The sequence below is a fragment of the Snodgrassella sp. B3088 genome, assembly GCF_026535815.1.
Taxonomy (GTDB): Bacteria; Pseudomonadota; Gammaproteobacteria; order Burkholderiales; family Neisseriaceae; genus Snodgrassella; species Snodgrassella alvi_E.
Genome location: NZ_JAFNPG010000011.1, coordinates 43,895 through 56,243, shown reverse-complemented (window position 1 = coordinate 56,243; position 12,349 = coordinate 43,895). Strand labels below are relative to the sequence as shown.

8 protein-coding genes are annotated in these 12,349 nt (G+C 50.5%); 6 read left to right on the top strand and 2 right to left on the bottom strand.

Annotated features, from left to right (window positions below; all coding sequences use genetic code 11):
- Window positions 1-20: 20 nt before the first annotated feature.
- Together basC and J3U75_RS08590 are read right to left on the bottom strand one after the other, a co-directional pair.
- Entirely contained in the window at window positions 21-1,337 is a 1,317-nt protein-coding gene (basC, locus tag J3U75_RS08595) for a putative histamine N-monooxygenase (protein ID WP_267391560.1), read from the bottom strand.
- 59 nt (window positions 1,338-1,396) lie between these two features.
- The gene (locus J3U75_RS08590; RefSeq protein WP_267391559.1) at window positions 1,397-4,243 is read right to left on the bottom strand and encodes a condensation domain-containing protein; all 2,847 of its coding nucleotides are present in this window, start codon (window positions 4,241-4,243) and stop codon (window positions 1,397-1,399) included.
- Window positions 4,244-4,458: 215 nt separating this feature from the next.
- On the opposite strand from J3U75_RS08590, the gene J3U75_RS08585 reads away from it, so the two are divergent.
- From J3U75_RS08585 to J3U75_RS08560, 6 genes are all read left to right on the top strand, one after another.
- Window positions 4,459-6,072: a (2,3-dihydroxybenzoyl)adenylate synthase gene (locus J3U75_RS08585; protein WP_267391558.1), complete on the top strand. Its 1,614-nt coding sequence runs from the start codon at window positions 4,459-4,461 to the stop codon at window positions 6,070-6,072.
- Window positions 6,073-6,104: 32 nt separating this feature from the next.
- Entirely contained in the window at window positions 6,105-6,980 is an 876-nt protein-coding gene (locus J3U75_RS08580; RefSeq protein WP_267391557.1) for an isochorismatase family protein, read from the top strand.
- Window positions 6,981-7,033: 53 nt separating this feature from the next.
- Window positions 7,034-8,635, top strand: coding sequence for an ATP-binding cassette domain-containing protein (locus J3U75_RS08575; protein ID WP_267391556.1), 1,602 nt, complete (start codon window positions 7,034-7,036; stop codon window positions 8,633-8,635).
- On the top strand, window positions 8,632-10,215 hold the full coding sequence (locus tag J3U75_RS08570) for an ATP-binding cassette domain-containing protein (RefSeq protein ID WP_267391555.1): 1,584 nt from the start codon (window positions 8,632-8,634) through the stop codon (window positions 10,213-10,215). Before J3U75_RS08575 ends, J3U75_RS08570 begins: the two co-directional genes overlap by 4 nt.
- Before the next feature lie 61 nt (window positions 10,216-10,276).
- On the top strand, window positions 10,277-11,023 hold the full coding sequence (locus J3U75_RS08565; protein WP_267391554.1) for a 4'-phosphopantetheinyl transferase family protein: 747 nt from the start codon (window positions 10,277-10,279) through the stop codon (window positions 11,021-11,023).
- A 166-nt stretch (window positions 11,024-11,189) separates the two neighbouring features.
- A complete protein-coding gene (locus tag J3U75_RS08560) occupies window positions 11,190-12,344 on the top strand; it encodes an isochorismate synthase (protein WP_267391553.1) in 1,155 nt (384 codons plus the stop codon).
- Window positions 12,345-12,349 lie beyond the last annotated feature (5 nt).

The window sequence follows — 12,349 nt, the reverse complement described above, 5'->3', positions numbered from 1 at the left end:
ATTTTTTTTGGCTATGAATTTTATTCTGGTAAACCATAGCGCTGAAAAGCTGAATATTCTGGTACCTGATAGTAGTTTTTACCCAAGAGTTGATTAACAATTACGCCATTACGGGTAGCGCCCATACCTAAATCAGGCGACCCAACACCCTGTTTGGCAATTTCAGCATTCTGAATAAAAACTCTTCCTTTGCCACCATCGCAGCGAACGGCGGTAAAGTCTTCGTTGATCAAATAATCATTCTGATCATCAGTTTGCAGCACTGTACCTTTCAATTCTTCAAACCATTGCGGCCATTGATGACTGTAGCCGGTAGCGGCAACGATGGCATCGGTTTGGATGGTTTTGTGCTGATTCAGCTGGGTGTGCAGGCAAGTCATGTTTATCACGCCAGACGGCTGTACTTCCACCGATTGCACGTCACAATTGGAATATAGGCTTAGACCAGCAGGCGCACCAGCAATGGTACGTTCATACAGCAAATTATAAATGTCACCAATGGTGGTAAAGCTGATGCCCTTGTATAGTTGTCCCTGATTGGCGCTGATTTCCCGCCGTTTCTGTGCGGTTAGCGTCTGGAAATACTGCATATACACCGGTGTGAAGCATTCTTGTCCGAGCTTAGAAAATTCCATCGGATGAAAGCCGGCAGAGCGGGTAATCCAGCGGATAGAGGCACCGGCTTTGATTTGCTCCGGCTGCAATGCGCGATACAGCGCCAGCACGCATTCTGCGGCACTCTGCCCTGCTCCAACTACGGTAACTTGCCTACATTGCTGCAACTGCTCCTGCATGCTAAGAAAGTGGGCGGAATGTTGAATTAAAGGATGGTTGGATTGTTTCAACCAGTCTGGTTCATAAGGCCGAGTACCCACGCCGATAGCAATATCCTGACTACAATACGTTTGTTTTTCGCCTGCGGCAGATTCACTTTCAATAATAAATTTTTGCTGTTGACGGTCGTAATTGACCGCGGTAACACAAGCATCGAAATGGCAGGACGGTAGCTGGCTGACCGCCCAGCGGCAGTAATCATCATATTCCTGTCGCGGAATCAGGAAGCGGTCGTAATAGCAAAACAGATACAGCCGTTGCTGCTGATGCAGATAGTTGAGATAGCTTAAGGGATGGCACGGATCGGCCATGGTCACTAAATCGGCCAGAAACGGCACTTGCAAGGTGGTACCGGGTATTAATAGTCCCGCATGCCAGTGAAAGGTGGGGGTTTTATCCAAAAACACTGCGTTGACTTCAGTATGACGTGACAATAAAGCAGCCAACCCCAGATTAAAAGGGCCGATACCAATACCAGCCAGATCGGTTTGTTTCAAATCCATGTTTATTTCATCCCTATGTTAACTAGACAATATTCAAATGTTTACTGCGGGTATTATCTTTACGCCATGGCCATGGCTGTATTAATCAGTTGCGCCACTTCCTCAATGTTGCGGCAGCCAATGAGCTGACGTGGATTCAAAGCCAGTGCGAATGTTTGATTTATCTGGCCGGTAATGGCTTTCACATGAGCCGGACGCAAGCCCAGCTGGGTGAATGGTTGCGAGATTTGTATAACGCACTCTGGAGCAATATTCAGAGTTTCACGATAGATATGCATCAGTTGCTGATGCTGCGCGGAAATAACAGCCGATTGTTGTGCATTCAGAAAATGCGGCGGCGGCAAAATGGATTCGATGTTTACCAGCCCACTAGCTGCCACCTGAGTGCAAACACTAACTAATACTTCCAGATAGTCTCGGACAACTGCATCACTGATGGCTTCCTGAGCATAGTCAACGTTAAACACCAATGCGCCATCCGCGCCAAGCATAAAACGGATATCCATGGCTACTTGTGGTGTTTGGGTCAGACCATTGACAAAGTGAAGCGGAATATCTGCCGGTAACGTTGGCCATGACAGACCATTAGTAATCACTACCGGCAAAACCGGTGCCTGTCCATGCTGCTCAAATAGCATACGCGCCAGCTCCACACCAGAAAACGCCAGATGCTGCAAACCCTCGAGCGTATCGGATTGTAATTTTTTGGCCTGTTCGATGAATCCGGCTTCTGCTTCCCATGTGGAGACAATAAATGTGGACTGATTAGACAATGCACCCTTATATAAGGGCAACACCGGTACCGCCACAGACAGCAATTCTGCTGTTTGTTGGCCGCGTGACAGTACTGCCAGTATCAGCGCCGTTAATAAGGAATTCTTAAACAGCCCCTGCTGAGCGCCCATGCGGCATAAGGCGCGAAAGACGGGTTCGGATACAGCTGCACTCTGGCGCACATAGCGTGAAGTCACCAGTGTGGCCAAAGGCTGTTTCCATGGTAGTTGCGCAATTGAGTTGATAGCTTGCAGGCGCTGCTGCCAGTAGGCTGCGTCCTGAGCCACCTTGTATTTATCCGGCAGCGCTACACTTTCCGACATGCCAATAGCCGGCAAGGGCGTCGTGGTAAACAATTCCCGCATCAATTCAGCAATGGCTCGTCCATCCAGAATCAATGCATCAAAGCGCGCAAACAGCACAAACTGCTCATGCTTTAACTGAAATAGAGTGATATCCCATGGTGACTCATTTAAATCAAATATGGCCTGCTGATAGTGCTGGCGCAAGGCATCGATTTTTGCTGTAGCCTCTGCTGGCTCGTCTTCACACAAATTGATTTCAGTGAGATTTATCACTGCCTGCTGGCTCACACGCTGGACACAACGGCTGGCATCGATATAGGTGCGTAGACTGGCATGATGCTGCACCATATCAGCCAGACGCTGCCGAAAGCGCGGTAAATCCAATGTACCGGTATATTCACGAAATTCCTGCATAGCCACGCCACCCAGCGCAAATGTGGTGCTGCGCCCCAGTAAATAGGCTTTTTGCAAAGGATTCAGAGTAATGACATTCTCATTATTTTCATCTGGATACAGCAGCTGATTGAGTGCTGGCAACGGCTGGGTAAAGCGCTCTGGCTCCGCAATCAAGGTATTTAGCAGAGTTAAACAGCACGTAAATAGTTCATTTACCCAGTCTTCCGGCAAGGCATCTAAACGCACATCCCAGTTTATCAGTAGCTTATCCTGTATTTGGACAAACTGGGCGTCTAGCGCTACCTGTGGCCCTTGAGAAATACACCAGTCCATGCTGCCAAACAGCTCATGTACACGGCTGGAAAACAGATTTTTTTCAGGCATATCCACTGCGGCAGTAAATACGACCGGTGACATTTGCGGGGTGGTGTGATGGCGCGACAGACGCCGCATCACATTCACGCCGCTAAACTGCCGGTGATCCAGACACTGACGCCATTCTGCTGCCACCTGCCGGCAGAATGCAGACAAACTGGAGGCAGAAGTCATATCAATGTTCAGCAACACCATATCGGCAAAATCACCGATGGTGCGTTCAATATCAGGCACGATGGGTTCGCGCCAGAAAAATGGCACATTCAGCCGGTAAGCTAAATCTTTGGTTTTCTTGCCCAGTGTATAGGTAAAAATCCCAAGCATCAGTGCGGAAAAAGTCAACTCATGTTGACGCGCCAGTTGCCGTAACTGTAGATTTTGCGCTGCGTCCAGGGTAGCACTCAGCCGCGTACTCTGCGCCGCTGCCTCAGCAACTTCTTTCAACGGCAAAGTCGGGGCCGGTGCCAGTGCGGCAATGCGCGCTTGCCACCATGCACGGGCACGCTGCTGCTGTTGCTGTTCATACCGGTTTTGCTGCAACTTGCAACGCCAATCGTAAAAAGATGCAGGCGGTGGCAACACTGCTCCGCCATCTGCATACAACTGCGCCATATCTTCCATCAGGATGCGAAAACTGGACGGGTCTACCGCAATCATATCGGTATCGATATGCAGACGGAACGCATCGGCACCCAGCAGACTGAGCGAAAAGCGCGCTGTCTGCGCTTTTGCCAGATTCAGCTGCTGATGTGTCCAAAGCCGGCGTTTGCGTTCCAGCATTTGTTGCTGTTGTGCCGCAGATAAATGTAAAAAATCATCTATTTCCAAAACATTTTCCGGCGGTTCATCCCAAAAACTAATCTCTCCCGCCTCATTAAGTTGCAGGCGCAGCAGCTCATGCCGCCGGTACAGATTTTCGATAGCATGCCTGAGTTTATCTGCATCGATATGGCTGCCATTGAATTCGGTATACAAATGAGCAGCCACACCACCCAGCATGGCACCATGCGCCCGCCCAAACCAGCATGCAGCCTGCATTGAAGTAAGTTCACGCATTATTTCTTTACTCTGTTGACAAATTTACGATTTTTGACGATGATACATGTAAATGAAAATGATTACCAGTTTCATTTGTTTAATTAAAAACAAAAGTAAACTCATCAACAGAAACCGCTGAGCAGACAATCAACAGAACGTTGCAGCAGCAATAAAGTAACAATAAATCAACACTCTTTGCCTGCTTTAGCCGGTTAAGCACAAAAGGCTGATAAATGATTAGCTTCACACACTGGCCGGAAGAATTTGCCCGCCGTTACCGAGACCAAGGATACTGGCTGGATCAACCGTTAACTCGTGTACTGACCCGAACGGCAGAAAGGTCTCCATTAGCCACCGCCATTATCTGTGCAGAGCGCCGCATCAGCTATCAGGAACTCAATCATTATTCAGATACTCTGGCCGCCAGACTGATGGAACAAGGATTAGCCAGCGGTGACACAGCGCTGGTGCAGCTGCCGAACTGCGCCGAATTTTATATTGTGTTTTTCGCACTGCTTAAAGCTGGCATCGTCCCGTTGAATGCTCTGTACAACCATCGCCAACATGAACTGGGCAGTTTTTGCCGCCAGATAAAACCCAAACTATTGATTGCCTCCCGCCGACATGAAGTATTCAACAACAACGAGTTTCTTCAACACTTGTCCGCTCAACACCTGTTTCCCGAACTGGTGCTGATGCAGGACGCGCTTGAGAGTGACCAGAATTTAGCCGATTGGTACAGCAATCCGCCCGCCTCCTACAGCCAGTTTGCCCCCACGCCGGCGGATGAAGTTGCCTTTTTCCAGCTCTCTGGAGGCAGCACTGGTACGCCAAAGCTCATTCCGCGCACCCATAATGATTACGATTACAGCGTTCGCGCCAGTGCCGAAATATGCCGCCTGAGCGCACACACACGTTTTCTCTGTGCCATGCCGGCTCCGCACAACTACATCCTCAGCTCACCCGGCGCACTAGGCGTATTTCATGCCGGCGGCTGCGTGGTGATGGCGCCCAGTCCCGAACCGGCCAACTGCTTTGCACTGATTGAGCAGCATCAGATCAACATGGTCGCCCTTGTGCCCAGTGCCATATCCCTGTGGATGCAGCAGCCAGAACAAGAACGGCTGAAAACCCGTTCATTGCAGCTCATTCAGGTAGGCGGAGCCAGCTTTCCAGAGTCTGTGGCACGGCAGGTATTACATGTATTTGGCTGCCAGTTACAACAAGTATTCGGTATGGCCGAAGGATTAGTAAATTACACACGTTTGGATGACACCGAGGCGCTGATTGTCAGCACACAGGGGCGTCCCATCAGTCCAGATGATGAAGTACGCGTAGTGGATGCAGACGGCAACGACGTGCCGGACGGTGAAACCGGTATGCTCAAAACACGTGGTCCCTATACTTTTCGTGGCTATTATCAGAGTCCAGAACACAACGCTCAGGCTTTTGATGCTGAAGGTTTCTACTACTCGGGTGACTTAGTGCAACGTTACAGTAATGGCTATATAAAAGTGGTCGGACGCGTAAAAGATCAAATTAACCGCGGTGGCGAAAAAATAGCCGCCGAAGAAATTGAAAAACTGCTGATTACCCATCCCGATGTCAGCGCCGCGGCACTGGTGGCCGTCAGCGATGAGCGTTTTGGTGAAAAAAGCTGTGCCTTTATTGTGTCACACAATCCGCAGTTATCCGCACTGAGCCTGAAACGCCATCTGCTCAATCTGGGCATTGCCCACTACAAACTGCCCGATCAGGTGTGCATGATAGACAGCCTGCCGCTCACAGCCGTGGGTAAAACCGATAAAAAACGCCTGCGCGAAAGCCTACAGCATCATTCAGCCTGATGATTTAATCCTGAGAGAACGAGAGAAACAGTATGACGATTAGACAAATTACCGATTATCCCATGCCAGAAGCCACCCAATTGCCGCAGAATAAAACCACCTGGGTGCCAGACAGCTCCCGCGCGGTGCTATTAATCCACGACATGCAAAAATATTTTCTGAATTTTTATCAGCCTGACAGTCCGCTGATTCATTCAATGATTCAGAACTTACACCGTCTTCGCAGCTGGGCAGCACAACAGCAGATACCCGTAGTCTATACCGCCCAGCCACACCAACAAAGCCCGCAGGAGCGTGCGCTTCTCACCGATGTCTGGGGACCGGGTATCACCACCGCCGCGGCAGAAGAACAGCACATCGTGGCGGCACTCACGCCAATGCCGCAAGATACCGTACTGACCAAATGGCGCTATAGCGCTTTTCAGCGTACCGAATTACATACTCTGATGCAGCAATGGCAGCGCGACCAGCTGATTATCGGTGGCGTATACGCGCATATCGGCTGCATGATTACTGCTGCCGAAGCCTTTATGCAGGATATTCAGCCTTTTTTTGTGGCTGATGCCTTAGCTGATTTTTCCCTGCAACAACACCTCTATGCACTGGAGTACGTAGCTGGTTGCTGCGGGCAGGTGACCACCACTGCCGCCTTACTACCCGAAACCGACGGACTGACACGTGCATGGTTGACACACAGAATTCAGACCTTGCTCGAAACTGCGTCCGAACCGATAGACCCCGAAGAAAACTTAATTCTGTATGGACTGGATTCATTACGCATCATGCAGTTTGCTGCCGAACTCAAACAGCACAACATCCATATCGGCTTCGAAGCACTGGGACAGCAGCCCACACTAAACAACTGGTGGCGCCTGATTGAAGCAGAGCAGACCGCAGCCATGGTCTAAAACCACTAGCTACACAAGCAAAACACTGGCAAACAGCCATAGGAAACCCAATCATGAATGATTCATACCTGTCTGGCCACGATGCGCCCCCGAATCTGGCTCAGCAATGGCGCGTTGCCTTACCCGGTCTCATTGGTGGTACCGCCATCGCGGTGATGGCTGGTATTGCCATGCTGGCTGCATTATGGTTTGTGGTGAAATTCATCGGCAATAGCCGCTGGCTCTGGCTCGAATACGCACTGCTGTGCTGGGCAGCAGGTGCCGTATTCACAGCTTGGTCTGCCTGGATAGCCCATCAAGCAGAAAGCCGCTTTGCCGCTGTCTTACGCCGCAGTGTCGCGCAGCATCTGATCCGCCTACCCATAAATACACTGGCCAGACAGAACGAGCAGACACTTAAACAATTGATGACCAACGACATTGGCAGCCTGCACCATATGCTTGCGCATCTGCCGGCTGAAATTGCAGTTTTTACCGTTATCCCGTTATTATCCATTATTGTCCTGTTTTACTTTAACGGCCTGTCCGCCATCTGGGTACTGCTGCCCGGTGTCATCGCCTCCCTGTATTATCTACTTCTGCTGCCCTACATGACCCGTCGTGATGGACATGCCCGCATGCAAGTCATGCTGGATATCATCAACAAAGCCGATGAATATGTACGCGGCATTCCCGTATACCGCATCTACGGCCAGCACTCCAGCGCCCTCACGGCTTATACACAGTCCACCGAACGCTTCACCCATGACATGGTGCGCTGGGTCGCCAAAGTCGCTACACCGGCCGCCATCGCCGTGGCTCTGCTTCAGGCCGTAGCTACTTTTGCCATTGCCTATTGGGTTAGCTACACCTCGGATACCACCACACTGGCAGCCACCCTACTATTCAGTCTGGCTATCGTCACTCCGGTATTACGCCTCGGACATAGCGTCGACTATATCCGCACTGGACGTGCTGCTGCCGGACGTCTAAAAGAATTTCTGCAACAGCCACTGTTGCCGCGCGGCAAAATCCACGCCATTAAAAACCCGCCCATACTACTTATTAACCATGCCACCCTACTCCAGCAAGACCAGCCAGTATGGCAGGATCTTAGCCATACCTTTGCCGCCGGTGCCCTTACCGCCATCACTGGCCCCAGTGGCGCCGGAAAAACCAGCTTATTAAATGCATTGGCTGGACTGGTCACCCTGAGTGCCGGTTCCGTTCAACTGGGTCAGACCGATATTACTGCCCTACATGAAACAACCATTCACCAACACATACTGCTGATTCCGCAAGGCTACGACGTACTCAACAGCAGTGTGCACACCAACTTAGCACTGACCGCACCGCAAGCCAGCCAAAAAGCCATGCAACAGGCATTAGCCAAAGCACAGCTGAGTACAGATTTAGCCACACCAGCCAGCAGTCTATCTGGAGGAGAAAAACAACGTCTGAATATAGCTCGTGCCTTTCTCAGCTCAGCCAGCGTTATTTTACTGGATGAGCCCACAAGCGCCCTTGATGAGCAACATGCACAAGCAGTTTTTCAATCATTGTGCGAACTGGCACACAGCACACACAAAACCATCGTTGTGGTCACCCATCAGCAAGCACTGGCTGAACAGGCAGATGCACAACTGGTATTACCTCATGGCAGGAGCGCGGCATGAACACCACCACTACGCAGCAACCACATCTACTGGAAGTGATTCCCGCAGCCACCAGACCTCGCCTGCTGATTGTCAGCATCGGCTGGATATTGGCTGCCGCCGCAGAAGCTTACGCCTATACCTTACTGGCACTGGCCATCGTTAACCAGCAATCGCCTAAATGGGTACTTTGCAGCGCTCTGCTGGCCAGCATCATCACCATCGTAGTCACCCGCAACGGTTTTCTAACCGGCGTTCGGCTAGCCGGTGATTTATTTGCTGCACTGGGACACGCCCTGTCTAGCGCCAAACTGTCTTGGTTTAACGACCAGCGCCGTGCCGTGCTCAGCAAAACCGCCGGACAGGAAATTCCCAACTTCATGAGCATACCGGCGCACCAGCTACAAACATTTTTGCATGCCCCCTGTTTGCCCCTATTTATCTGCATCGGGCTGGCGTTTGTAGCCGATGCCGGTACCATGCTGGTTGCATTAACCATGATTGCCATCGCTTTTGCTATTCAGTTGTGGGCACAGTATGACCTAAACAAAACTGATGCCCGCCGCCATCACACCGAGCTAGAAAGCACCACTGCCACCATCGAATTGGTTGAGCACCTCACCCTGCTGCGTACCGCCGCCAGCCCAGCCCGTGCACTCGATTCCATTCAGCAAAAATGGACACAACAGGAAAACCTACTGATTAAAATCAACCGCAGCGCCGCATGGGCCAGACTGATAGCCACTATTGCCAATATTTTGCCCATGGCCGGCATGGCACTGTATTGCATCCTGTCCGGCATCAGTGATGAACGCCTGATACTGGCCACCATACTGCTGATGGGACGCGCCGGCGCACCATTAAGCGCACTGGCGACGGCCGGATTAAGCATCAACGACTTAATCACCACACTACGCCATTTCCAGCAGCTTACTCATCCGCCAGTACTGCCTGAAGCAGCCGAAACCCGCACACCACACCAGCCCCGCCTCAGCCTGCACAACATCGTAGCCATTCCTAGTTCCACAGCTGTGACTACAGATATACCAGCTGGTGCGCGCCTACATGTAGCCGGCATCAGCGGCAGCGGCAAAAGCACCTTGCTGCAACTGTGCATGCGATTTGACGATCCCACACAGGGCGAAATCCGGTTGGACGGCATCCCCTTGCCACAACTGAGCTTTCAAACACTGGTAAACAACATGGCTTATGTTGCCCAAAACCCAATCATCTTTACCGGCACACTGGCAGAAAACATCCGTATCGGCTGCTTTGAAGCCAGCGATGCCGAAATCGAAGCCATTGCCAGAAAATGCCAGCTCGGTGCCGTGATAGACCGTGCAGAAACCGGCATTAATCAAAGCGTTGGTCAACAAGGCTCAGCCCTGTCTGGCGGCGAGCAGCAGCGCGTGGCCATTGCCCGCGCCCTGATTAAAAACGCTCCTATACTGATACTTGACGAGGCCACCTCAGCTCTGGATGAACATACTGAACAGCAACTGATAAACACCATACTTGAGCAGTGCATTACCCTAATATTCGTATCTCACCGCAGCTCTGCCCCATGGCAGCCAACACAGACACTGAATATGTCCCGATAGTGATGAATGAAATAGGCTTTAAAAAAACAGCGCAGATTAACATCCGGCAAAGCTGAGCCCTATGCACATAGAAGAAAATACCGTCAACAACACAAATGCGTCTGGAGCGACCACTTCTGCCACGATAAAGTTCAGCCATCGCACCTTAAACATTGGCCACAGCGTCATCCATCAGATTCGCATACCCTTTTTGGATACAACGGTACTGCATGAGCTATGCCAGTCACACAGCATTTTATTGCCTGAACCCATCCGCCACAGCCGACCCAAACGCCAACTCGAATTCGTTGCTGGACGGCTGGCAGCACAATATGCATTACAGCCATTTGGCTATCGGCATATCACCCTTGCCACTGGTACCTGCGGAGAACCGCTTTTTCCTGAATCACTCCAAGGCAGTATCAGCCACAGCATTTATGCCCAGCACTGCACAGCCGTAGCCAGCGTACAAAAAATACAGCCTGCACAGCCCTATATGGGTATCGACATCGAACACCGGCAACATCAACACAACCTAGATACTCGCCAAAATAGGCTGAATCTTTTTCTGCATCCGCGCGAACAGCAGCTCATTGCCACGCAGATTAGCCCACAGCAGGCACTACTACTCTTTTCGGCCAAAGAAAGCATCATCAAAGCTTGGTTTCACCGATATCAGCACCTCATCAGTTTCAGTGCCATTACTTACCAAACCGCCGATAGCCACCAGCTTATTTTTCAGGTACACGCACAGCCAGCAGCACCGCAACTGGCTATTGTCCATTACCGCTTCAGCCGACAGGAAATCATCACCCTCGCCTGCATCTGACACCAACCTGTGGCAGTTTTTCTTCAAACACAATCAAACCAGCTAAATAAACACATATCAATTGATAATGATAATTGTTTGCATTAATATAACAAAACTTACATAGCTTGATTTTTCTGAATTTTTAATTACAGCACGGTCAGTATTAACCCCACAGGTAACCCAAATGACGACACAAAAATCCAGCGCTTCCCAGTCCCTGATTTCAAATTATCAGAATCAACTGGCCTGTTTCGCCAGCAGAAATCACCACATCTATGCACAGCATCTGATTCACCAAATCCATATGCCCGTGAATTCCGATACCCCTTTTAACCAGCAGATAACTGACTGTTTCAATTTCATCAAAGCCCAAGGGTATCCCCACCCCATTCTTATCGGTGCCATCCCCTTTGACACCAACCAAAATGCCACCCTTAATTTCTACAGCGAATTTGAGCAGACCACACCAAACTCAGCTCAACAACCAGCACACACAGCAGCACCCAACACCATGTTGCATCAGAAAAAACTGGTTGAACGTCCGGTATTTGAACACAGCGTCAAGCTAGCCTTAAAAGCCATGAACAGCGGGAATATGCAGAAAATTGTGTTATCACAGGCCACGGAATTCGAATTCAACCAACAGCACAGCCCTGAACAACTGTTCACCACCCTAACGCGGCAAAATCCCGATGCCTATAGCTTTTTGATACCTGTTGAAGATAACCAGTACATCTTTGGCGCCAGCCCCGAACTCCTGCTTTCACGCCAGCAGCAACAAGTTCGCAGCAACCCACTGGCCGGCTCTCGTCCGCGCAGCAGCAATACAGAAGAAAACAACCGCATCCGTAATGAGTTGTATCACTCAGCCAAAGATCGGTACGAGCACCAGTTTGTCATCGACAACATTCGCCATCAGCTCAGCAAATACTGCAATGAATACAGCGCCTCAGAAACGCCAGACATTCTTACCACCTCCACCATGTTTCACCTGTCGTCCATATTTCAGGGACAGCTACAACCCAGCGCCCCTGATGCACTGAATCTTGCACTGCATCTGCATCCCACACCGGCAGTCTGTGGTACACCCACCCCAGTAGCCAAACAATTTATCCTCAGCCATGAAGGCTACAACCGTCATTACTACAGCGGGCTCAACGGATGGATGGATGCCGAAGGCAACGGCGAATGGGTCGTCACCATCCGTAATGGCCTGCTCAACCAAAACAAAATTCGCCTTTATGCCGGAGCCGGTATCGTAGTGGGCTCCGATGCCGCCACCGAATGGCTTGAAACCGAAGCCAAAATGCAAACCATGCTCAACGTATTTCAGTTTTAATAACA

Coding starts and splice junctions, on each gene's coding strand:
- J3U75_RS08560 (WP_267391553.1), top strand. CDS start 11,190: ATGACGACACAAAAATCCAGCGCTTCCCAGTCCCTGATTTCAAATTAT.
- J3U75_RS08570 (WP_267391555.1), top strand. CDS start 8,632: ATGAACACCACCACTACGCAGCAACCACATCTACTGGAAGTGATTCCC.
- J3U75_RS08580 (WP_267391557.1), top strand. CDS start 6,105: ATGACGATTAGACAAATTACCGATTATCCCATGCCAGAAGCCACCCAA.
- J3U75_RS08575 (WP_267391556.1), top strand. CDS start 7,034: ATGAATGATTCATACCTGTCTGGCCACGATGCGCCCCCGAATCTGGCT.
- basC (WP_267391560.1), bottom strand. CDS start 1,337: ATGGATTTGAAACAAACCGATCTGGCTGGTATTGGTATCGGCCCTTTT.
- J3U75_RS08590 (WP_267391559.1), bottom strand. CDS start 4,243: ATGCGTGAACTTACTTCAATGCAGGCTGCATGCTGGTTTGGGCGGGCG.
- J3U75_RS08585 (WP_267391558.1), top strand. CDS start 4,459: ATGATTAGCTTCACACACTGGCCGGAAGAATTTGCCCGCCGTTACCGA.
- J3U75_RS08565 (WP_267391554.1), top strand. CDS start 10,277: ATGCACATAGAAGAAAATACCGTCAACAACACAAATGCGTCTGGAGCG.